Annotated in this window: 19 protein-coding genes and 2 pseudogenes; 11 read left to right on the forward strand and 10 right to left on the reverse strand. The window is 70.1% G+C overall.

Features of this window, described 5'->3' with window-relative positions; genetic code table 11:
* Positions 1-460 precede the first annotated feature (460 nt).
* Both ACFVTC_RS40640 and ACFVTC_RS40645 read left to right on the forward strand, forming a co-directional pair.
* Positions 461-2,269, forward strand: a complete 1,809-nt coding sequence (locus tag ACFVTC_RS40640) for a glycoside hydrolase family 76 protein (protein WP_390134569.1) — start codon at positions 461-463, stop codon at positions 2,267-2,269.
* A gap of 93 nt (positions 2,270-2,362) precedes the next feature.
* Positions 2,363-3,277 carry a GNAT family N-acetyltransferase gene (locus ACFVTC_RS40645; RefSeq protein ID WP_390134570.1) on the forward strand — a complete coding sequence of 305 codons (915 nt, stop codon included), beginning with the start codon at positions 2,363-2,365 and terminating at the stop codon, positions 3,275-3,277.
* Between the two features lie 83 nt (positions 3,278-3,360).
* Here the strand turns inward: ACFVTC_RS40645 and ACFVTC_RS40650 are convergent, their stop codons facing one another.
* The 3 genes and pseudogenes from ACFVTC_RS40650 to ACFVTC_RS40660 form a co-directional block, all read right to left on the reverse strand.
* Positions 3,361-3,708 (reverse strand): DUF1330 domain-containing protein, encoded by a 348-nt coding sequence (locus tag ACFVTC_RS40650; RefSeq protein ID WP_390134571.1) that lies wholly within the window; start codon positions 3,706-3,708, stop codon positions 3,361-3,363.
* Between the two features lie 222 nt (positions 3,709-3,930).
* Positions 3,931-4,732: pseudogene (locus tag ACFVTC_RS40655) on the reverse strand (SDR family oxidoreductase).
* A gap of 161 nt (positions 4,733-4,893) precedes the next feature.
* Positions 4,894-5,781 (reverse strand): GNAT family N-acetyltransferase, encoded by an 888-nt coding sequence (locus tag ACFVTC_RS40660; RefSeq protein ID WP_390134573.1) that lies wholly within the window; start codon positions 5,779-5,781, stop codon positions 4,894-4,896.
* A 358-nt stretch (positions 5,782-6,139) separates the two neighbouring features.
* Between ACFVTC_RS40660 and ACFVTC_RS40665 the strand changes: the two genes are divergently transcribed.
* Positions 6,140-6,637 carry a GNAT family N-acetyltransferase gene (locus ACFVTC_RS40665; protein WP_390134575.1) on the forward strand — a complete coding sequence of 166 codons (498 nt, stop codon included), beginning with the start codon at positions 6,140-6,142 and terminating at the stop codon, positions 6,635-6,637.
* Positions 6,638-6,901: 264 nt separating this feature from the next.
* Here the strand turns inward: ACFVTC_RS40665 and ACFVTC_RS40670 are convergent.
* Positions 6,902-7,266: pseudogene (locus tag ACFVTC_RS40670) on the reverse strand (helix-turn-helix domain-containing protein); the annotation flags it as partial.
* 85 nt (positions 7,267-7,351) lie between these two features.
* Here ACFVTC_RS40670 and ACFVTC_RS40675 point away from each other — a divergent pair.
* Entirely contained in the window at positions 7,352-7,936 is a 585-nt protein-coding gene (locus ACFVTC_RS40675) for a GNAT family N-acetyltransferase (RefSeq protein WP_390134577.1), read from the forward strand.
* A 136-nt stretch (positions 7,937-8,072) separates the two neighbouring features.
* Here the strand turns inward: ACFVTC_RS40675 and ACFVTC_RS40680 are convergent, their stop codons facing one another.
* From ACFVTC_RS40680 to ACFVTC_RS40695, 4 genes are all read right to left on the reverse strand, one after another.
* Positions 8,073-8,945 carry an acyl-CoA thioester hydrolase/BAAT C-terminal domain-containing protein gene (locus ACFVTC_RS40680; protein WP_390134579.1) on the reverse strand — a complete coding sequence of 291 codons (873 nt, stop codon included), beginning with the start codon at positions 8,943-8,945 and terminating at the stop codon, positions 8,073-8,075.
* 242 nt (positions 8,946-9,187) lie between these two features.
* Positions 9,188-10,417 (reverse strand): phosphodiester glycosidase family protein, encoded by a 1,230-nt coding sequence (locus ACFVTC_RS40685; protein WP_390134581.1) that lies wholly within the window; start codon positions 10,415-10,417, stop codon positions 9,188-9,190.
* Between the two features lie 269 nt (positions 10,418-10,686).
* Positions 10,687-12,168 carry a multicopper oxidase family protein gene (locus ACFVTC_RS40690; RefSeq protein WP_390134583.1) on the reverse strand — a complete coding sequence of 494 codons (1,482 nt, stop codon included), beginning with the start codon at positions 12,166-12,168 and terminating at the stop codon, positions 10,687-10,689.
* A gap of 274 nt (positions 12,169-12,442) precedes the next feature.
* Positions 12,443-12,595, reverse strand: coding sequence for a hypothetical protein (locus ACFVTC_RS40695; protein WP_390134585.1), 153 nt, complete (start codon positions 12,593-12,595; stop codon positions 12,443-12,445).
* Between the two features lie 103 nt (positions 12,596-12,698).
* Between ACFVTC_RS40695 and ACFVTC_RS40700 the strand changes: the two genes are divergently transcribed.
* From ACFVTC_RS40700 to ACFVTC_RS40720, 5 genes are all read left to right on the forward strand, one after another.
* Positions 12,699-13,148 carry a hypothetical protein gene (locus tag ACFVTC_RS40700; protein WP_390134587.1) on the forward strand — a complete coding sequence of 150 codons (450 nt, stop codon included), beginning with the start codon at positions 12,699-12,701 and terminating at the stop codon, positions 13,146-13,148.
* 412 nt (positions 13,149-13,560) lie between these two features.
* The gene (locus ACFVTC_RS40705) at positions 13,561-14,766 is read left to right on the forward strand and encodes an Ig-like domain-containing protein (RefSeq protein WP_390134589.1); all 1,206 of its coding nucleotides are present in this window, start codon (positions 13,561-13,563) and stop codon (positions 14,764-14,766) included.
* Between the two features lie 238 nt (positions 14,767-15,004).
* A complete protein-coding gene (locus tag ACFVTC_RS40710; protein WP_390134591.1) occupies positions 15,005-16,810 on the forward strand; it encodes a TIGR03767 family metallophosphoesterase in 1,806 nt (601 codons plus the stop codon).
* Between the two features lie 173 nt (positions 16,811-16,983).
* Positions 16,984-17,673: a 3,4-dihydroxy-2-butanone-4-phosphate synthase gene (ribB, locus tag ACFVTC_RS40715; RefSeq protein ID WP_390134593.1), complete on the forward strand. Its 690-nt coding sequence runs from the start codon at positions 16,984-16,986 to the stop codon at positions 17,671-17,673.
* Positions 17,670-18,365, forward strand: coding sequence for an HAD family hydrolase (locus ACFVTC_RS40720; protein ID WP_390134595.1), 696 nt, complete (start codon positions 17,670-17,672; stop codon positions 18,363-18,365). Before ribB ends, ACFVTC_RS40720 begins: the two co-directional genes overlap by 4 nt.
* A gap of 94 nt (positions 18,366-18,459) precedes the next feature.
* On the opposite strand, the gene ACFVTC_RS40725 is transcribed toward ACFVTC_RS40720, so the two are convergent.
* On the reverse strand, positions 18,460-19,113 hold the full coding sequence (locus ACFVTC_RS40725) for a DsbA family oxidoreductase (RefSeq protein WP_390134597.1): 654 nt from the start codon (positions 19,111-19,113) through the stop codon (positions 18,460-18,462).
* Between the two features lie 190 nt (positions 19,114-19,303).
* Positions 19,304-21,196, reverse strand: coding sequence for an arabinofuranosidase catalytic domain-containing protein (locus ACFVTC_RS40730; protein ID WP_390134599.1), 1,893 nt, complete (start codon positions 21,194-21,196; stop codon positions 19,304-19,306).
* Positions 21,197-21,598: 402 nt separating this feature from the next.
* Between ACFVTC_RS40730 and ACFVTC_RS40735 the strand changes: the two genes are divergently transcribed.
* Positions 21,599-21,856 carry a hypothetical protein gene (locus ACFVTC_RS40735; RefSeq protein ID WP_390134601.1) on the forward strand — a complete coding sequence of 86 codons (258 nt, stop codon included), beginning with the start codon at positions 21,599-21,601 and terminating at the stop codon, positions 21,854-21,856.
* A gap of 124 nt (positions 21,857-21,980) precedes the next feature.
* Positions 21,981-22,328 carry a hypothetical protein gene (locus ACFVTC_RS40740; RefSeq protein ID WP_390134603.1) on the forward strand — a complete coding sequence of 116 codons (348 nt, stop codon included), beginning with the start codon at positions 21,981-21,983 and terminating at the stop codon, positions 22,326-22,328.
* The last annotated feature ends 52 nt before the right edge of the window (positions 22,329-22,380 follow it).

Genomic DNA, 22,380 nt, shown 5'->3' on the forward strand with positions numbered 1-22,380 from the left:
CGCAGGCGCCAGGGACCGGGCGGTCTGTTCGGCAGGGGACGGAGGCGGCGCATGGGGGACCTCGCGGATCGGGTGTGGGAAGGCGGCGGACTTGCGGGGTTGAATCGATTCAATACCTGGCCCTGCGAGGCCACGACCGATCGAGCAGTGGGTGTGCGAGGTGCCTCGCCGAAGTCGCACCGATGATGGGTGCCGGAAAACGAAGTGTCAACCTGTCGCGCCTGCCGTGAACTCCTTTGTGTCGCAGCCGCCTTGAGGTATTGACAGGGTCGCGCCAAGTCTATTCACTCCTTCGAGAACGGGTATGGACCAACGCTCGGTTCCTGGCGGGCACATCGAGGCTGTCGGCTGACGACGGGCCCGCTGACGACGTCTCCTCATGGTGAAATCGAGGCTGGTTGAGGTGTCTTCAAGGCGATCCGACATCGTTGTCAGACCTCCGCGGCTGCTCAGTTTCCTGATGGCGGCGTTCCTCGTGGCCGTCGGGCTGGGCCTGGCTACGACGCCCGCTGCCGCCGCCAACGCGGTGTGCGTCCTGGCTTGTGACACCCAGGATCCTTCGCTGGCCCACCAGGAGAGCTTTCCGGTGCCGAACAAGGATCTCAATGGCCGTCGTCTCGAACTGCACGTGTCGGACACGGACGACATGGCCTGGGCCAGCATCGACAGCGGCGTGACCGGCGACTCCGTGTGGCTTGACCGCTCCTGGGACGGCGGCGCCACCTGGGAGGGACTGCTGGGCAAGGCGAGCATCCCAGCCGCCTGGACCGGTACCAGGACACTGATGTACAACATCACCGACCCCCGCAACCACAGACGCGGACTGGTCCGGGCCTGCGGGGACGCGGCCACCGTCGGCTGCACGAACTGGGCCTACCCCAGCGTCTGCGACACCCTCTGTGACGGGACCGACGCCGGCCGAGCGGCCGGTGACGACCAGCCGGTGCCCTCGACCACCCTCTACGGTCGCACGATCCGGCTGCATGTCGACCAGCAGAACTCCATGGCCTGGGCCGCCATCGACACCGGGGGCGCGGGTGATGAGATCTGGCTCGACCGCTCCTGGGACGGCGGCTCGACCTGGCCCGACGGCTCCTCACTCGGCCGCACCAGCATCCCGTCCGGCTCCACCACCACCCGTACCGCGATGTACGCCACCCGCGACCCGCGCGGTCTCCTCTACGGCGGCGCAGTCCGCGCGTGCGGGCGCGAGGCCGGCCACCAGGAGGGCAGTTGCACGGCATGGGCCAGGCCCGCGCCGAGCAGGGCGCGCGCGGCGGCCGACGCGCTGATGGCCTCCTACGATCCCTACAACGGCTGGTGGCCGAGCAGTTGGTGGAACTCCGCCGCCACCCTCACCTCCCTCATCGACTTCGCCAGGACCACCGGCACGCACGACTACGACTGGGCCATCGCGCGCACCTTCGACCAGAACAAGGGCACCTTCGCCGCCGGCGTGCGCAGCTCGGACGCGATCGAGGGCGACTTCATCAGCCGCGCCGTCGACGACTCCGGCTGGTGGGCCATCGCCTGGCTCGACGCATACGACTACACCCGCGATGCCCGCTATCTGAACGAGGCCGTCACAATCGCCCAGTACGTCCAGCGGTACTGGGACACCGGCACGTGCGGTGGCGGCGTGTGGTGGGACCGCGAGCGCACCTACAAGAACGCGGTGACCAACGGGCAGTACCTCTGGCTGACCACGGCGCTGCATCAACGCATCCCGGGTGACACCGTATGGCTCCAGCGGGCAAAGTCGGCCGCGGCCTGGTACAGGTCCAGCGGGATGATCAGTTCCTCGGGGCTGGTGAACGACGGACTGACCTCGGCCTGCGCCAACAACGGCGGCACGGTGTGGAGTTACAACCAGGGACTCGCCATCGGCGGCTTCACCGAGTTGTGGAGGACGACCGGCGACAGCTCGCTGCTGACCACCGCACGGACCCTGGCCGACGCCGCGATCACGAGCTCGGCGCTGACCCGCGGCGGAGTGCTCACCGAATCCTGCGACATCGGCTCGGCGTCCTGCGACGACAACCAGAAGCAGTTCAAGGGAATCTTCATGCGGCACTTCGCCGACCTCGCGATAGCCACCGCTTCCAGCACTTACCAGAACTACGTCCAGAAGCAGTCGGACACCCTGTGGGCTCAGGACCGCAGCTCCCTCAACACCTTCGGCGAACGGTGGGCCGGCACCACCCCCAACCAGACCGACTGGCGCACCCAGGCCGGTGCCCTCGGCGCGCTCACCGCCGCCGCGGGCTGAACGGCCGCGGGCTTCGGGACGACTGCGAGGAGGTCGCCGACCACGCCCTGGTCGACCAGGGCGAAGATCGGGTGCGTTGGCTAGTGTGATCAGGTGACGGAATTCAACATCCTTGGTGACAGCACGAATTGGCGGAAGGACTTCGAGCGGCGGCTACGCTCCTCGTACACGGCGGCCGGGCTCGGTGCGGCCGCGGCGGAGCGCATGCTCGAGGAGAGACGCGCCGGCATCGGCGACTGGACCGTCGCCGAGATCACGGACGCCGGGACCCGGGTGGGATACGTCGCCGTGGCCGTGGCCGACGACAGCGGCGCACTCGCGGGCCGTATCGGCGACCTCCGCGTCGATCTGCCCCACACCGACCGGGGGCACGAGCAGGCGGCCCGGGACTGGGCCGAGGAGTGGTGCGCGGAGCGCGGCGCGCTCCGGCTGGACATACGGCTCACCGAGCCCGCGGGCGAGTTGTTCGACGGTTACCGCGTCCGTGGTCAGCTCAGGGCGCGGCAGGTCGGATCCCCGCCCGAACCCGTCGACGGCGTCACCGCACGGCCGATGACACGGGCCGAATATCCCGAGTGGCTCGATGCCGAGAAGGTCGCCTACGTCGGGGACATCGTCCGGGCGGGAGCCTTGAGCCCCGGGGAGGCCGTACGCAAGTCCGACCGCGACTTCGCGAAGCTGATCCCCGAGGGCCTGGCGACGCCCGACAACACGTTCCTGGTGCTCGAGGCGGGGGGCGAACAGATCGGCACCGGCTGGTTGAAGCACGGGTACCTCCCGGGGGTGACCTACGGTTACTCGCTGCACATCCAGGAGCAGCACCGTGGCAAAGGGTTCGGGCGGGCCGCGATGGTGGCCGGCGAACAGGCCACGCTCGCGGCCGGGGACTCGGAGCTGATGTTCACCGTGTGGGGCGGCAACGAGGTGGCGATGAACCTCTACACCAGCGTCGGCTATCGAGTCGTGGAGGAAAGCCGCTCCATCAGCCTTCCCCGCTCCGAGGCCTGACGCGACTCACCACGGCACGACGGAACCGGCGACCCGCTCGTTACCCGACTTGGCAGAACAACTGCATCGGACGTCCATCCGGATCACGAGCCGTCCTGGCCCGCTCGCAACTGGCGAGCTCGTTCGGCCGGGTCGTAGTGCGGACCGACGCCCTCGATCAGGACCAAGTCGCCCTCCACGTGGTCGGTGCGCAAACTCAGGATGGCCCGGTAGGCGGGAGAGTCGTACCAGGAACGTGCTTCGGCCAGGCCGGGGAACTCGATCAGCACCATGCTGCCGGGCCACGTACCCTCCACGACGTCGACCGGCGGACCGTGGATGACGAAACGGCCGGCGAAGGGGTCGAGGGTCGCCTGGATGCGTTCCAGGTACTCGATGATGTCGGAGTGATTCCGACGGCTGCGGAGATGAGCGAAGCCGTAAGCGGGCACCACGGGCTTCCTTTCGTTCCGGGGGTGCGAGCGAGGACCAGAACGTAGTCGAAGATGGTTGGGCAGTGCGATTACCCCGGGGGTAATGGCCGGGTGCCGCATCGGCGAGGAACAGGGTCGCCATCGTCTGGAACGAGTCCTCCAGCGGGCCGCCCGGTGCGACCCCGTCGAAGTCGACGACGGCGACAGGCATGCCGTCCCGGCGGGGCTCCGCCCCCTCGACTACGCGATGCCACCGTTGCTCATCAGCAGCTGGCCGTTGATCCACTCGCCCTCCCGGGAGCACAGGAAGTCCACGAGGTGCGCGGTGTCCTGCGGAGTGCCCAGGCGGCCGAGCGGGGTGTGGCGGACGCAGTGCTCCCGGATCTCCTCGGACATCCAGCCGGTGTCGACCGGTCCGGGGTTGATCGAGTTCGCGGTCACGCCGAGGTGGGCGAGTTCGCGGGCGGCGGCCAGGGTGATGCGGTCCTGCGCTCCCTTGCTCGCTCCGTAGGGCAGGTTGCCGACGGTGTGATCGCTGGTGAGGCTGACGATCCGGCCGGTTCCCGGGTCTGCGGCGAAGCGGCGTCCGAACTCGGATGAGCAGCCAGGTGGCGCGCGCGTTGACGGCGAAGTGGCGGTCGAAACTCTCGACGGTGGTGTCGAGCAGACCGGAGTCGACCGACTCGCAGTGGCACATCACCAGAGCGGTGACACTCCCCAGCCGCCGTTCGGCCTCGTCGAATACGCGTGCCGGGGTGTCCGGGTCGGCCAGGTCCGCCTCGATCGCCGCGCTGGACGCGCCGTGTTCGGCGAGAGCCCGGCTGATCACGTCGGTCGCGTCGGGCTCCCTGCCCCAGGTCATGCGGTCGTCGTACGGGGTCCAACAGGTGAAGGCGATGTCCCAGCCTGACGCTGCCAGCCGGAGGGCGACGCCGGCGCCGATGCCGACGGTGCGTCCCACGCCGGTGACCAGGGCGACCGGTCGGGCGGCGGGGTGGGGCCGACTGGGGGCGGACGGGTCTTGATCGCTGCTCGTCGTCACGGCCAGGGATCGTTCCTGACTCGAACCGGAGCGTCAATCCCTTTCTCCCGGCACCTTGCGGCCCGGTGTCGGCCTCCGCACCGCGGGCGGACCGCGCCGAGGCGGCCGTGCGTCCCGTTCCCGGTTCCGGCCGTCTCCGTCCCCGGGTTCGAGCGCGGACACTACGCCGTGGTCGTTTCCGATGGGGCGCCGGAGAACTCGTACACCGCCCAGTCGGTGAGTGCGCGATAGCCGAGGCGCTGGTAGAGGGCGTTGCTGGTGGGGTTGGACAGGTCCGCGAACAGGACGACGTCCCTCGCACCAGCGGTCAAGGCGGCTCGGCTCACCTCCGCCGCCACGGCGCCCGCGTAGCCGCGACCGCGCAGATCTGCCGGGGTGTAGACGACGTCCACCTGGATCTGGCCGCCGATCAGCGGGTTCATGCCCGCGATGGAGACGCCGGTGCCGTCCGGGGTCTCCCAGAGCGTGTAGCGCTTGTCGGCGAAGCGGGTGTCGGCCCACGTGCCGGCGTCGATGGACACGTCCTCGCCGACGGCATGGGCGAACTCGGCGCACCAGTGCATGACTTCTTCGAGATCCTGCTCGCCCAGGAGACGGCCTCGGCCCGCCGGCATCGGCTCGGGCGGGGTGAGGATGCCGAGACGGTACAGACGCAGTCGTGTGTCGCGCAGTTTCGGCGTGGCGCCGGTATGCCGCTGCCATGCCTCGGCGAAAGCGGCGGCGGTGCCGCGGTCCGCGCTGACGGAGGGAAGAACGTGACCGAGGGCGGACAGACGGGCAGCGAGGGCGTCGGCCTGCTCGGACGTCAGCGGGGAGAGGCCGAAACCATGGGGCGGGAGACGGTAGAAAGTGGCATGGACCGTGCCCGCTCGCTCCAGCATGCCGAAGACGGGGGCTTCGGTGCCGGACGTCCCCGGCGCACGCGTTCGTACTCTCTCGGCCCAGGTCGACTGCATGATGTGCGGGCCGGGCCGCGAGCGCAGGAAGTCTCCGGCCCGTGCGAGGAAGCCGTCGACGTCTTCGGTGAGTTGCCAGTCATCCGGTCGCATGCCCCATGGTCTCCGTAGCGCGGGTGGACATCTTGGTTTTCCGCCAGAACCGGACCGCAGACTTCCTCGCCATGGAACGTCCGGCGGCTCGCGCCTTGTGCGCCGAGAGGGCCTGACCTGCTGGTTGGCGCGCCTCGGTGTCAGGGCCGATGTGTTCTCGGCCGCGGAGACGGCGGCGGTGGGCCGTCGATGAACGCTCTAGTGCCGTGACCGGACAGTTTCAACGAGGTCTCGTGCTCTGCAGGTTCGTGAGCCACCGCTGCTCCCCGGTTTCGGCTGTTCACCGGGCTGGACGACCTCGTTTGGATGGTTGAAATCCATTTGCTGCCCACCACGGTCGGCAGGCAGGGTGTGGATCATGCTTGAACTACGCCGTTTGACATCAGACGACTGGCCTCTCTGGCGGGATCTGCGGCTGGCCGCACTTTCTGAGGCGCCCTATGCGTTCGGATCGACGTTGGCCCAGTGGCAGGGTGCCGGCGACCGGGAGGAACGCTGGCGTGCCCGTCTGTCGATTCCTGGCGCGCACGATCTCGTCGCGCTCCTCGACGGCCGCCCGGTGGGCATCGCCAGCGGAGTACCGGGCGAGGGATCAGAGGATGTGGAGTTGATCTCGATGTGGGTCGCCCCCACGGCTCGGGGCAAGGGCGTGGGTGACTACCTGATCCAGGCGGTCGCGCTGTGGGGGGCGGAGCGCGGTGCCACGACGCTGCGGTTGTCCGTCATGCCTGACAACCGCAAGGCGACCGCGCTCTATGAGCGGCACGGTTTCACGGACACGAATGAGCCCGGCGATCTTCTGCCCGATGGCGTCGGCAGGGAGCGGGTCATGGCGAAGAGCCTGTCCTCTGTCTGACCTCCACATCCGGGCACGGTGGTATCCCGCACGTCGGACGGCGGCGGCGAGGGGGCGTCGGCCCCAGCGAATGCCCTTCTCGCTGCGGATGCGGATGCGGATGCGGGTGTGGGTTTGGATGCGGGCGTGTTCGCGGCGCTAAGCCGCCAGGACGTGGGGGGGCGGGGGTTCTGGTTGCGCCAGTGCAGGTAGCGGTGCAACTGGCGGGTATGGACGGCGTGGTTGGGGTGGTGGGAGTTGGCGGGGGTGAACTTCCGCGACGGCCCGAAAGGTCTTGGCGCGCTGGAAGGTGGTTCCGCGGCGGGCGAGTAGGCGGTGCAGGGCCTCGCGGCCGATCCGTATCGGGCGGGCGAGGTCGCGGCGCAGGTGATCGGCGGGGGGTCCGGATCGACCAGCGGGTGAAAGGTGTGCCGAGCTTGGGCCGGGCGGGTGGTGGCCGTCTGGATGACGAAGTCCTCGTCGTCATCGCTGAGCAGGCGGGGACGGCCTCCCGCCCACCGAGGGTCCAGGCAGGTCAGTCCGATCTCGTCGAACCTGTGGATCACGTCCCGGACGGTGTCCTCGTCCGCCCGCACGAGCCGCGCGATCACCGGCACAGTGTTCCCGCCCGCCGAGGCCAGCAGGATCATCTCTCATGCACGGACCAGGAACGGGCGCTGACCGGAACCTCATAATGCGTTGCCGGTCCGAGCTGGGCTTGAGAGCATCCGGTGCATGGAAGCGCCTGCCGAAGTCCTCAGTTCTGGCCAGGTTGAGTTGCGCCGGTGGCGTATGAGCGACCTCGACGCCTTGGATCGGGCGATCTCCGAGTCACTGGACCATCTGGTGCCGTGGATGCCTTGGGCGGCGGACTCCGGCAGGCAGCAAACCTCCGACTTCATCGCCCGGAGCCAAGAAGAGTGGAAGACCGGGCAGACCTACGGCTACGCGATCACGTCGGACGCGGCGGTGATCGGCAGTTGCGGCCTCATGCGCCGCATCGGAGTGGGCGGACTCGAAATCGGCTACTGGCTTCACTCTCACTGGACCGGACGAGGTCTGGCCACGGTGGCCGCTGCGGTCCTTGTCCGCCAGGGCTTCGAACTCACGGACGTCGACCGCGTCGAGATCCACCACGATGTCGCCAACCTCGCCAGCGGGGCCGTCGCCCGACGCCTGGGATTCACCGAGGTTGAGCGAATACAGGCACCCGAAGGGCCCCAAGCGCCCGGTGAAGCAGGGACTGACGCGATCTGGCGGATGACCGCGGAACAGTGGAAGGCGAGAGCAGCCGAGCACGCTCGACAAGGCGATGAGTAACGGCAATTCGGGTTGTCGCAGCCGCCGACGCGGCTGACGGCGGCGTGGCCGAGGAACTGCTGTTCCGTCTCACTTCTCATGCACCCCGAGATCGCGATCGTCCAGGCCGACTCCGCACGTGAGTCCGCGGCACGTGTCATCGAGCCACAGGACCGTCATGACCCTGGAGCGCGTGGACAATGTGCGGCCAGGCCGCCGCGCCCAGGAGCGCGTCGGCCTGCGGGGTGCCTCCGTACAGAAATCGCCGGGACGCCTGGGCGGGACTCTCGCCGGGGAGACGTGGGCGGTGGCCGGCGTCTTCGCGGCTGATGACGTGCACCGAGGCCCCGGCGGCGCGACGGCGCTCCGCCAGTTGTCCGGCGAAGCGAAGAGACGGCCACATCGCGTCGTCACCACCTGCGACAAGGAGAAGATCAGCCCGGATCTTCTCCACGGCGATCTCTGCAGCGGGAAGCAGGCCGGCGAAGGTCAGCTCGCTCTGTTCGTACCATCCACGGACGGAAACCGGGCCGTCGTCCGGTTCGGCGGGGGTCCAGGCATCGTCCATCGGAACGAACGGCAGGGGCTGTCCTTGCCAAGTCCAAGACGCGCGGTACGGGCGCTCTCGTCCGTCCCGCCCCGGACCGACGTTGCACCAGACCCGCGACGTGGGCGACAACGCGACGACCACGTCCACGCGCGGCTCGTGCACCGCGGTGAGCAGAGCGGCTTCAGCTCCCTTCGAGACGCCGAGGACACCGATGCGTCGGGCCCCGTGCGTCTGGAGAAGACCGATGGCCTCGGTGAACGTCTCCAGAGGGATCTCACAGATGCCCGGGGGCTGTCCTGGACCGCCGAACCACCGGGTCGACAAGGACGTCATACCCTGCCGGGCGAGGATCCGTGTCCTGTCGTGCTCGACGCGTCCACTCGAACCCCCGAGGACCAGAACGCCGACGTCACTCCCACCAACGGGTGTGACCAGGACGCCCTCCCACGGATTCGTCAACTCGCGCTCGGTGACATCCATGCATGCCCTCTCGACGCACCACGGCCGACCCGAGCAGCGTACGTTCCTCGGTCCACTGACTCCGACAGCGGACGCCGGTATCCGGAACAGGGGCCTCGGTTACGTCGTCGCTCGTCCACCGTGGGCCGAGACGGCGTTCCTCCCGCGGTGTCCGATCCGGCGTCCGTCGCTCCCGCGGCCGGGCGGGCCACGCGGCGCACGGCGGAACCCGCCAGGGCACCATGGCCCGCCCGGTCATCGGATCAGCGCGAGAAGAGCCCGATGCCCTCCGGGACCGGGCGTTCGGCGCCACCGGTCGGGTGGTTGCGGACGACGAGGGCGCCGGTCACCGGGTCCCGGGTCACGAGGGTGGACGAACCGCCACCGTCCAGGTTCACGCCGGCGTCAGCGCCCACGGTGTCGAGTACGGTGGCGACCTCGGCGACCGTCAGACCCGAGCCGCTCTCCGCGCTTCCGTCCAGTACCAGCAAGTAGAGGCGCCGACCGTGGTCGCCGACACCCGCGCCGGTCCGGGTCGCCGCGGCCTTGGTGTCCAGGCCGGGCAGGGGCACGCCGTCCCGGAGCACCGGGAAGCCGCCCACGGCGAACTGCAACCGCTTGCCGCTCGCGGTCTTGAGCCGGTCGGAGACCTTGACCTTGTCCCCGGTCCGGAGCGCGCGCAGCCGGTCAGCGCCGGCCTCCCGGCCGACCAGCACCACGGTGTCCTCGGCGATCGTCCCGGCCCCGATCGTCGCGGATCGGGAGACCACCCGGCCGTTGCGGACGGTGACCTCGTAGGTGTCCGTGGAACAGGCCGCGGCCCTGACGGTGTCGGTCCCGCAAACCGAGCGCTGCCGGGAGACGTCGCCCCACTTCGGGGTGAACGCGCCCACCCCGCCCACGGGGATGGCGTACTGGTTGAAGCCGCCGAGGCCGAACGAACCGGACTTGGTGCGGACGCTTCCCTTGAGCGTCAGCTCGTCCAGCCGGGCCCGCTTGTTGTAGCCCACCCCGATCACGTCGCGCGTGGACGTGCCGGGCGGCAGGCCGGGACCGAACCGCTGGCCGTTCGGCACAGCCGCCTTGAGCGCCTTACCGTGGGCGATGGCCGGGCCGACCGCTGAGTTGGTGGGCGCCACCCCCACGTGCTGGGATTCCTCGATGTTGAAGAAGTCCGCGTTGATGCCCGCCACCGCGCCCTGGGCGGCGGCCATCTGGGACAGCTTGACGCGGCTGGAGACGGTGCCGGGGGTGAGCAGGTCCACCGCTACATGCCGGTTGGTGAGATCAGCGGTGACCAGGTGCCCGGACACCACCCCGTGCGAGCCCGTCACCGAGAACGCCCGGTAGCTGATGCCCGGTGCCACGGGCAGCTCGTCGGCCAGCCGGACCTTGTCCAGGGCGGTCGCCTGCCCGACGCCCGCACCCGCGACCACCGCACCCACGGTGGCCGCCGCGGCGACGACCCTACGAGCCCGAACAGCAGATCTCATCACGTGACGTCCCGTCATATCTCTTTGTGTACCGGATCTTCGACAGACGGCATGACACAGCACGGGACGCAACATCGGTCGACGACGCACCGACGGGACGGCGAACTCTGGTGGCGCGGCCCATGAGACCGTCGGATCAACGGCCGATCCGCGACGGCGATCCCGTGGCACCGTAGGCACCGCACCCGGCGGCGGAGCGATCAACGCCGGCGTCAGCGCGGCCCGTCCCCTCGTCGCCGGGCCCGGCGAGATCCGCGGTGGGCGCGGGATCAGGTGGCAGGGGGATTCCGGTGGGGCCCGACGATGTCCAGGACGGCCATCATGCCCATGTCCTCGTGGTTGAGGATGTGGCAGTGCAGCACTGTCCTGCCGGTGAAGTCGGTGAAGGGGATGCGGATGACCGCTTCGCCGAGCGCGCGCACGTTGATGGTGTCGTACCAGCCGTGGGAAGGGTCTTGGGGCTTCCCGTCGATACTCATCAGCTGGAAGGCATTGGTGTGGATGTGGAAGGAGTGGTCCTCCTTCGTGGGGTTGCGGATGGTCCACTCCTCGACGGTGCCGAGGGTGGAAGTGAAGTCGATCCGATGCGGGTCGTACAACCGGCCGTTGATGTAGAACTTCGTGCCCGCCCCGTTCTCCGTGTAGGAGACGGTCTTGCGGGCCGCGATCGTCGCGTCGCTCAGGTCCTCGTGGGGGGCGAAGTCGGTCGGGAGGGCGGCGGGGCTCATGGCCTTGCCGCCGCTGACGACGGTGGCCAGGTCGGCTCGGGGGAAACGGTTTCCGGCCGAGCCGCTGTCGTAGGGGAGGGTCTCCAGCCGCGTGGTGCCAGGCCGGCCTCCCTGGACGAGGACGTCGAAGCGCGCGCCGGCCGCGATGAGCAGCGTGTCCTGGTCGTACGCCTTGGGGACGGGGATGCCGTCCTGGGCGATCACGCGGAAGCGGGTGCCCGGGAGGTGGAGCTTGTAGTAGATGTTGGCCCCGATGTTGGCGAGCCGCCAGAGCTGGGTCTCACCCGGCCGGATGCCGATCACCGGGTTCCGCTGGCCGTTGACGGTGCGGTGGGTGGCCGCGCCGATGCGAAGGGGGTGGGTCTTCACCGCGTCGCCCTGGACCTGGAAGTCCTTGAGCGCGATCGTGTGCTCGGTGATGCCGCGCAGCGCGGGTGGCAGGTACCGCCGCAGGCCTTCGACGATGATGACGCCCGACTCACCTCCCGCGACCTGCGCTGCCGACATCATGTCCGCGTGCGAGTGGTACCAGTACGTGCCGGTCGGATGGTTGAGCGGCAGTCGGTACGAGTAGTGGTACGAGTGGTTGTACTTGATGGCGGTGAAGACGTCGTCGGCAGGGGCGCGCGGCGAGACGTGGAGGCCGTGCGTGTGCAGGTTGGTGTCCTCGTCGATGCGATTGGTCAGGGTGAGGTCGATGCGGTCGCCGGGCCGTACGCGCAGGGTGGGCGGCATATAGGCCCCGTTGTACGTGGTGGCGTACAACTGCCGGTCACCCACCCGTACCTTGCGGCGTTCGACCGTGATGGCCGCCTTCAACAGGCCGTCGCGGCTGACCAGTTCCGGAGGGTCCTGCAACCGCGGGCCGGCGGCAGGGTCGTGCCCGTCCTTCGGCGCGGGCTGACGGGTGGAGTGGGATGGTCCGGTCGGAGCCTGCCCCCCACAGGCGGCCAGCCAGCCGGTGGTGGAGAGCAAGCCGGCGACGAGCCAGGCCGACGAGGTACGGACACGGGACCGGGGCACATCACTCCCAGGGAAGCCGGGCGACCGGGCGGAGTCACGCCCAGGGAAGCCGGAGTCACGACGGTCCGTCAGCCGGAATGCAGAAACGAAGGACACCGCCACCCTGCACGCCACGCTCTCGGAACGGCGGCAACCACTCGAGAACCGTGCGACTTCCACACGGATGGCGGCAGTTCCGATGACCACACAACTCCGCCTGACCGGCTCACGCGTGGCCCGGTACGGCTGTGCCCCGGTCCGCCCATGGCGCGGACCGGGGCACAGGGGCCGGACCTCAGCCGATGACCCTGGCGGTGTCTTCGACGAGGCGGCGCGGAACGGCCGCGCTCGCGGAGAGTACGTGGCGGCGGGCGGGGCCGGGCCCATGGAAGGACTCCTTCCGCTCGTCCCCGCCCGACCGATCCAAGTCCCCACGCCCCTCGCTCATGCGCCTGTCCTGCTGGACGGTCGGGACAACCAGGTACGCATACCGGCGATGAGGGGCCCGGGAACCCGCCACGCGTCCGGGGACGGCGCGTAAAGTGCGTGACGTGCATTTCCCGGGCTGGCGGACGTTCTGGTGGCGTTACATCGCCGGCCCCGGCGCGGTAGTGGTCTTCGCGGCTCTGATCGCGTTGCTGATCCCGGCCCTTTCCGCGCACGAAGGTCACGGCCGACATGGTCGCTGGACGGCTACGAACATCCTCTGCGGGCGCGACGGCTGCAACGAAGTGGGCACCTTCTTGTCCGCGGACGGCGGCGACCGGCGTACACGGATCAGCATGTTCGCAGGCCCGCCCCTCGCGATCGGCCAAGCCGCGCCCGCCGTCGACACGGGTGGTGACGAGGTCTACCCGCCGGGCGGGGGCGACGCATGGTGGCACGACCTCATCGGAGTGAGCGCTGCCGGGCTGGCCGTCGCCGTCTGGCTGTGGGCGTTTCCCGTCCGCGTGCTGCTGCGGCGGCGTCCGCGGCGGCAACCGGGTGCCGCGGTCGCCTGACGTCATCGCGGATCCAGTCCGGGACCTGCCGGGCCGGAGCCGTCTCCTGCGTCCCGCCGGCCGAAGCCGCCGCCCTGCGTACTTCTCACGGCCCTGGAGCCCTGGGTGGCCTTTCCCCGGCCGTCGCGGTGAGGACCGTGTGCGGCGGACGGCGGCGGGGCTCCGGATCGGTGTGACCGCCGTCGTCCCTCGGTCTCGGCACCGTTCTTCAGGGCCGCGTGCGGGTCCGCCGCGGCCTGACAACTTCCTGATATCCGCACGTCATGTTGGATGCGTGTCCCGGTGGCGACCGATTCCCCCGCGCGCGGCCCCGCGCCACCGTGCCGCACGCGTCGGCACCGTGCCGTTCGCGCCGGGGCCGGCTTCCCGGACCCGGTGGGACACACCACCCGACGCGAAAGACGGAGCTCCCATGCACCACACCCGCCCGGCCGCGGCCCTTGCCGTCCTGTCGATGTCGGCCTGCCTGCTGGCCGGTTGCGGCACCGGACCCGAAGGCGACGGCGGCCGTGCGCAGGCGTCCCCCGGCGAGGCCCGAGCCACGGACACGCCGTCCATACGTCTGAACGCCGCCGACGGACAGAAGCATGTCTCCGTCAGGCGCGGCGGCCGTGTCACGGTCGCGGCCGGGAAGATCACCAAGGTGTCCCTGGCCACCGCGAACGGCCGCGTCGTCCATGGTGCCGTCTCATCGAGCGGCAGGACCTGGGCACCCGATGCCGTTCTCGACCACGACACCGCCTACCGGCTGACGGTGGTGGCCGCCGGGGCCGGGGGCCGCGAGGCGACGAAGGAGATCGCGTTCACCACGGTCGCCGCGTCCGACCGCTTCACCGGCACGTTCACCCCGGGCGGCGGATCCACGGTCGGAGTGGGGATGCCCGTCTCGTTCACCTTCGACAAGGCGATCACCGACAGGAAGGCCGTGGAGTCGGCCATCGGGGTCACCTCCAGCAGTGGACAGGCCGTCGTCGGCCACTGGTTCGGCCCGCGGCGCCTCGACTTCCGTCCGCGGCAGTACTGGAAGGCCCACTCCGTCGTCACCGTCGCGATCCACCTCGACGGAGTCAAGGGTGCCAAGGGCGCGTACGGCGAACAGGACAGGACGGTCCGCTTCACCGTAGGCCGCGGTCAGGTCTCCACCGTGGACGCCTCCGCGCACCGGATGACGGTCGTCCGGGACGGCAAGCCCCTGAGGACCTTGCCCATCACGGCGGGCGCCCCGAACTCGACCACGTGGAACGGCCAGATGGTGATATCGGAGAAGCTGACCAGCACCCGGATGGACGGAGCCACGGTCGGGTTCGCCGGCCAGTACGACATCCCCGACGTCCCCCACGCCATGCGCCTGTCCACCTCGGGCACGTTCGTCCACGGCAACTACTGGGGACCCGACTCGGTGTTCGGGCACTCCAACATCAGCCACGGTTGTGTCGGACTCAACGACGTCAAAGGCGGCGGCGACTCCCACCAGGACGGCGCCTGGTTCTTCGACAACTCCCTCGTCGGCGACGTGGTCGTGGTGCGGAACTCGGACGACCGGACGATAGCCCCGGACAACGGCCTCAACGGCTGGAACATGTCGTGGGACCGGTGGCAGGCGGGCTCCGCGCGCTGACACGGAGGCTGGGCACACAGCTCCTCCCGTCGCACCAGGTCCACGAGAACCTTCGGGACGAGAAGGCCCTGGTGCGGCCGGCCCGGCGTGGGGACCGTGATCCGGAGCGTGAAGATCGTCCGGATGGTCCGGAACCGCTGTTTTCGCGGCGTTCACCACGAAGCCACGCCTGTGTCCCTGGGGCCTGAATGAGTGGTTCCGCTCAGTGAGTCACTCGGAGGCACCGGAGGGCTGCCCCATGACCGGGATCGAACCCGAGTCCACCATCAACCGCCGTCGTTTTCTTCTCGCCTCGGGCGCCGTCGCGGCGGCCGGAGCGGCAGGATCGGCCGGAGCGTTCCTGCCCCGGCAACGCCGTCCCGACGCCGTGGAACCCGCCGTACGCGCCGCCGCTCAGCGGCCCGCGCCGCACGCGACGACCACCCTGGAGACAACGGCCCGCCTCGGCGGAGCCCCGCACACCGGCACCTATCGGCGGCTGGATTCCGGCCCGGGCTGGCCCACGGTCGTACGGGAGGAGATAGCTCCACCCCGCGCCGGGCGCGCGGACCGGCGTACCCCGCTCGCGTGCTTCGTGCAGTTCACCGACCTCCATATCGCCGATGTGCAGAACCCGCTGCGCACCGAGTTCCTGCGCTCCCGCACGCCCACCGCGTGGCGTGCCCAGGAGGCACTGACCGTCGCGGGCGCCGTCGCGCTCGTGGAGAAGGTCAACACGCTGGGCGCCGGACCGCACTCGGGACTGCCACCGGCGTTCGTGATGACCACGGGCGACAACATCGACAACAACTCCGCCATCGAGCTGGAGTGGTTCCTGACGCTGATGAACGGCGGCCGGATCACGCCCAACACCGGGGACCCCAAGACGTACGAAGGCGTCCAGAACTCCGGGCTTCCGCTGTACTGGCACCCGGGCGACCCGGCGCTGCGCGACCTCGACAAGCGGCGCGGTCTGCCGCTGATACCCGGCTTCCTCGAAGCCGCGACCCGCCCCCTGACCAGCCCGGGCCTGCGGATCCCCTGGTACTCCACGGTCGGCAACCACGACGACCTGCCCGGCGGCTGCCTGTCGCCCGCGCTCGGCGACTTCGCCGTCGGTTCCCGCAAGCTGCTGTCGGTCCCCGACACGGACGCGGCTGCCTACGCCAAGGCGCTCGGTTCGGGTGACGATCCCAAGAGTGAGGTGCTCACGGCGATCCTGAACAGGCATGCCGCCTCCGCGCGAACAGTGACACCGGACGAGCGGCGTCGCCTGTTCACCCCGCACGACTATCTGGCCGCGCATCTCGATCCCACCCGCGCCGGTGCCGGGCCGGTGGGCCACGGGTACACGCCGGACCACCTCGACGGCGACCGCATGTACTACACGTTCCAGGTCGCGGAGAACGTCATCGGGATCAGCATCGACACGACGTATCGCAGCGGCCACTACGAGGGGTCACTCGGCGGCGACCAGATGCGCTGGCTCGAACAGACCCTGGCCGCGCACAGCTCCCTGTCCTACGACGCGGACGGCCGTCCCGTCCGCCGTCCCGGAGCCGACGACGCCCACATCCTGGTCTTCAGCCACCACCACAGCCCGAGCATGACCCGCCGTCCCGACGCCGCCCGTACGGACGAACCGCGCCACGACGGCGCCGAGGTCATCGCCCTGCTCAGCCGCTTCCCGAACGTGGTCGCGTGGATCAACGGCCACAGCCACGTCAACCGGATCACCCCCCACCCGCACGCGACGGCCACCCGCTCCTTCTGGGAGGTCAACACCGCGTCGCACGTCGACTATCCGCACCACGCCCGGCTGTTCGAACTGGTCGACAACAAGGACGGGACGCTGTCCCTGTTCACCACTCTCGTCGAGTCGGCCGCCCCGCACCGCACGGCACCGGACTTCGACGATCTCTCGGCGGTCGGCCTCGCGTCGCTGTACCGGGAGATCGCCTACAACGCCCCCGGACTCGCCGACAGTATGCGGGCGGGCGTCCAGGAGGGATGGGCGGGCGGCGCGGGCGACCGCAACACCGAGCTGCTGAAAGTCCTGCCGTGACCCCCGTGACCCCCATGGGCAGGGGCTCTCCCACCACCGCCGTCCCGTACCACCTCGGGCGTCCACCGCGGCTTGTCTGAAGAATCGCCTGTTGGCGTACAGATTTCTCAAGCTTGTTTGTTCGGTCGCCGATGCATCCGCAGCAAGGACATTCCGAGGAAAGGTTGAACGCTGTGACGTCAGCATCGGTGCGACAGTCGCTGGACCTGCTCACGGTCGCCCTCGACGATCTGCGAGCCGGTCGGCCGGTCATCGTGGTCGACGACGCGGACCGGGAGAACGAGGGGGATCTGGTCATGGCGGCCGAGTTCGCGACCGCCGAGACCATGGGCTTCTTCGTCCGCTGGACCAGCGGGCTCATCTGCGCGCCCATGGCTCCCGAGGTCGCCGACCGGCTGGAACTGCCCTTGATGGTCCCGTCCGCTCCGGGCGTCGACACGACCACCGGAACGACAACCGGGAAGGCAGCCGATACGGCGGTTGAAACGACCGCCTACACCGTTTCCGTGGACGCGGTCGGGGTCGGCTCGGGGATCTCCGCCGCCGACCGGGCCCTGACCGCGCGGACACTGGCCGACCCCGGCACCCGGCCCGACCGGCTGATCCGCCCCGGGCACGTGTTTCCGCTGCGGGCCCGTCCCGGAGGCGTCGCCGAGCGACGTGGACACACAGAGGCCGGCGTCGATCTGCTGCGCCTGGCCGGGTTGTCGCCGGTCGCGGTGATCAGCGAGGTCTGCGAGGACGACGGGTCGGTCGCCGGCGCCGACCGGCTGCGCGCCTTCGCCGACGAACACGGTCTCACGCTGGTCTCGATCGAGCAGCTGGCGAACCGGTTGCGGCTCTCGGCCACGGCGACGGCGTGAACCGCGTGCTCCGAGCGACGGTCTTCGACCTGGACGACACGCTGATCGACACCGGGGACGCCTGGGCGCGGGTGTGCGCGGGCTTCGCCGCCCGACACGGTCACCATTGGCGCGCCGAGGACACCGCCGCCCTGCACGGCAACGGGAGCTGGGCGTCGTACGTCGCCGGCCTGTGCGGCGGTGCGGCAGGCGCCGCCGAGGTGGTCGAAGCCTGTGCCGCCGCGATGGTCGACGAATGCGCGGCGGGACGTGTGCGGGCACTGCCCGGGGCGGTGGAGCTGGTCCTCGAAGCCGCACGGCACGGGCCGGTCGGGGTGGCCACGGCCAGTCCCCGCCGCTTCGTCCTCGCGGCCCTCGAAGGGCTGGACCTGTTGGCGGGGCTGCGTACCGTCGTGTGCGGCGAGGACGTGGTCCGGGTCAAACCCGCGCCGGACCCCTACCTGCGCGCGGCGGTCGAGGTCGGCGTCGCGCCGTCCGGTTGTCTGGCGGTCGAGGACTCGCCGAACGGCATCCGGTCCGCGGCCGCCGCCGGCATGTGTGTCCTGGCCGTTCCGCGTGGAGGTATGGCACTGCCGGCCGAGATCGCCCACCTGCCGGCGGCGCGGGCGCACAGCGCGGCGGAGGCCCTGCCGCTGCTGACCCGGCTGCTCGCGCCCCGGGCCGAACTCCTGGTCCGTGAGGGGGCTCCGTGAGGTCGCCCCATCGAACGGCGGCCGGTGGCGGGACGGGATCCGTCGCGGCGTCGCCCGGCCCCGGCTCCGACTTCGCATCCCCGTCCGGTTCCGGTCAGGCCCCCGATGCCGCGGCCTGACCGGCCCAAGCCTGTTCCAGCGCCCGGGTGAATCCCTCGGGCGACTGGACGCCGCTGACGCCGTAGCGCCGGTCCAGGACGAAGAAGGGCACTCCGCCGGCACCCAGTTCGGCGGCCAGGCGCTCATCGGCGCGAACCTCCTCGGCGTACGCGTCCGGGTCGCCGAGCACCTCCCGTGCTTCCGTCCCGCTCAGTCCGACCGCGACGGCCAGGTCCACCAGGGTCTCCGTGTCATAGATCGAACGCTCTTCGGCGAAGTTCGCCCGGAAGGCGAGATCCGTCAGCTCGTCCTGCACGCCGCGGGTCCCGGCGAAATGGAGGAGCCGGTGGACGTCGAAGGTGTTCCCGAAGACCCGTCCTCCGACGCGGAATTCCAGTCCCACGGACCTCGCCATGTCAGCGGCCTGCTCCTCACGCGCGATCTGCTGCTCGCGGGTGCGCCCGTACTGGGCCGCGACCGCCTCGATGATCGGCACGGCACCGTTCTCGGCGTGTGGATTGAGCTCGTACGACCGGTGCACCACCTCCACCTGATCGCGGTGTGTGAAGGCGGCGAGCCCTTGGTCGAAACGGGCACGGCCGACGTAGCACCAAGGGCAGGCGATATCGGTCCAGATTTCGACTCGCATGGGTGGGATCTCCCTGTCGTACGGCTTGATAGAACGATCAACCACACGATAGACGACCGACCGTCTACTGACAAACGGCGACGATGGGGGAGGGCACGGTCACGGTCGGTGGTTTCCGCCGTTCGCGCGGAGGCGCCCGGCCGGACGGCTTGTCCGGCCGGGCGCCTGCGCGTGGTCGCGCCGGCGCCGCTCAGCCCAGGGCGAACTTCTGGGCGGCGGAGCCGTTGCAGTCCCAGATGCGCAGGCGGGTGCCGTTGGCGGTGGCGCCGTCGGGGGAGTCGAGGCAGCGGCCCGACTGCGGGTTGAGCAGCGAGCCGTCGGCCTGTTGCTGCCAGATCTGGCCCCCGGCTCCGTTGCAGTCCCAGAGCTCGACCTGGGTGCCGTTGGCCGTCCCGTTGCCGATGATGTCGAGGCAACGGCCCAACGTGTGCAGGCGGCCGTCGGAACTGTGGAACCAGTGCTGGTCGACCGCGTACGACTGGCAGCCCCACAGCTGTACGGCGGTGGCGTTGGACCCGTTGTCGTCACCGGCCACGTCGGCGCAGGTGCCGCCCGGCGCCGCCACGGGGGCACCGCCGTTGACGGCGAATCTCTGGGCGGCGGAGCCGTTGCAGTCCCAGATGCGCAGGCGGGTGCCGTTGGCGGTGGCGCCGTCCGGCGAGTCCAGGCAGCGGCCCGACTGCGGGTTGAACAGCGAGCCGTCGGCGCGCTGCACCCACTTCTGGCCGCCGACCCCGTTGCAGTCCCACAGCTCGACCTGGGTGCCGTTGCCGGTCCCGTTGCCGATGATGTCCAGGCAGCGCCCGATGGTGCCCAGGGACCCGTTGGCGTTGTGCGTCCAGTGCTGGTCCTCGGCGTAGGACTGGCAGTTCCACAGGCCGACCGCGGCACCGTTCACGCCGGTGTCGTCCGCGGTGACGTCGACGCATTGGCTGCCCGGCCCGGTGACGGTGCCCTGGGGGCCGTTCGGGACGTTGGTCTGGCCCGAGTAACCCACCGAGACGATGTTCGCCTGTACGGCGTTCTCGGCGGCGTCCGTGGGATATCCGGCGACCATGACGCCCTCGAAGAAGGACCCCATGTTCCAGTTGCTGTTGTCGCCGCCCGTGCCCAGGATGATGCCGCCCTCCTGTTGCATCGGCCGGTATCCGCCCCGGGAGGGCAGGGCGCCGTCCCACCACGTCGTCAGGCCGCCGGACTGGGAGTTGCCTCCCTTCAAGGCGTAGGTGGTCTGTCCGTTGTTCTTGAGGACCGCCGTCACGTACGTGCTGCTGTTGCCCTTGTTCGCCGTGTTGGAGCCGTTGTCGCCCTGGAACATGCCGTTCTCCAGGTCGGCCTCGACCCACGGTCCCGATCCGCTGCAGGGTGAGAAGTAGCAGGTGGTGGCGATGGACACGGCGTCCATGTGGCCGTTGCCCGTGTCGGCGGGCGTGGACTCCGCGTTGCCGTAGTCGAAGCAGCAGGCGGAGCCGACGTGGGTGCCGCTCGCGACCATGTAGGCGCCTTCCGGCTGCCCGCCCACGGCGACGCCGGACGCGGCGCCGTGCGAGCGGTAGCCGACGCCGGGGGAGATCCAGATCCCGTACACCTTGTGGCCGCCCACCGTGACGGACAGCTCACTCGCGTCCGCGCCCCGGTCGGCGCCCATTCCGGCCGTGCCCGCGGGGCCGGGGAAGAGGTCGTTGTGGCGGGAGGTCTGGTCGTAGACCTTCGAGATGCTGCACGTGGTGTTCGCGCAGAACGTGTCCTGCCGGCCCGCGTCGGCGTAACCGCCGGCCGACAGTGCCGTGATGTCGGCGCTCGCGCCGTCGGAGGCGCGGGTGACCTGGTAGAGCGGTCCGCCGTACGCCGAGAAGAGCGCGCGGGTGGTGCTGTGCGCGGCGACGCACGGGGTGCCGGCGCCTGCGTAGATGTCGCAGGGCTGCGATCCCGCCGCCTGGGCGACGCCGGGGAGGCCGACCAGGGCGGTCACCAGCAGGCCGATGGCGGCGGCGACGGACATCAGGGCCTGCGCGAGCCTGCGCGCCGGTCCGGTCGTGTGCGGTGTGCGGAGACGCGAGGAGGCAGATCTTCTTCTGCGCATATGTGCTCCCAAGGGGGGGGGTGGAGCTACAACTCGCCCTTCGGACAGCCGAGTTCACGCTGTCTGGCGACTGCGTCGGAAGCTACGCGCGCTGGTCGATAGCGTCAATATTTGTCGCTTTTCTTTTTACCCGGCTCTTTGTCGTGTCTGAACGTGTTGCTTTGCGACGATCATTGCAAGGGGGACCTGGAGGCGCCGAGCGAGCGAGGGGGCGGGGCCGCGATGTCAGGGCGCGTCCGGACCTGAGGGCCGTTCCCACCGCCTCGATGTGGTCGCCGACCGCGGGAGCGAGCAGGTTGATCTTGTGTTGCACAGCCCCGAGGCGACCCCTTCGCGGCATCATCGACGGCCGCAGGGGTACCTGCGTGCCATGCCGATTCCGCGCCAGGAAGTGAGAACGCCATGAGTGAACGTCGCGTGGAAGCCGCCGGGAACAGCGGGGAAGCGTCGTCGAAGCCGATACCCAGGGACCTGCCCGATCAACAGGCCGGCTCCGACGAGGATCCCTGGGACGTCGTGGGCGACCCGGCCTGGGCCGCCGACGAGCAGCCCGATCCGGAGCTTCCCGACACGGACGAGGCGGGCACCGGCCGGAGGGGCACCCCGCACTCCGGCAGCGGACACCCGGCGCAGCCCGTGCCGGACGAACCGCCGGCCTGAACCGCTCCGCGCGCGGCGGGATTCCGGGCGGACACAGTTGCTACCGGGCCTTCAGGGCCGTCGGAGCCTCCGCCGAGGACTCGTACCGCGCCGTCGTACCTCAGCAGAAAGGAGTGTGACCCCGATGGTCACTGTGTCCCTCACCGGAGCGTCCGCGGAGGACGCGGCCACCGTGTTCGACGTCCTGCGGACGGCGTTTCCCATCGACCGGCCCTCGGACGCCGTGCCCCAGGAGCAGCCCGGGGACCACCCCGCCGTATGGACCGCCGAGTTCGTGCCGACGCAGGAGCGCATACCCACCGGGCCGACCCCCCTGGAGGGCTCGCTCACCGCCACGCTGCAGGGCGGCTACGTCGCCGTGGACCAGGTCGGTGAAGCCCTGAGAGCCGCGTTCGCCGTACACCAGGAGGGCACGGCGTCCGGAGACCAGGAGAAGGAGGTCGACCTGCGCCTCGGGACGAAGCGGTCGTGACCCGCAGACCGCGTCCCACGCCTCCACGCACCCCGGTGCGTCGCGGGCCGTC

This window comes from Streptomyces sp. NPDC057950 (assembly GCF_042887295.1).
GTDB classification, from domain to species: Bacteria; Actinomycetota; Actinomycetes; order Streptomycetales; family Streptomycetaceae; genus Streptomyces; species Streptomyces kaempferi.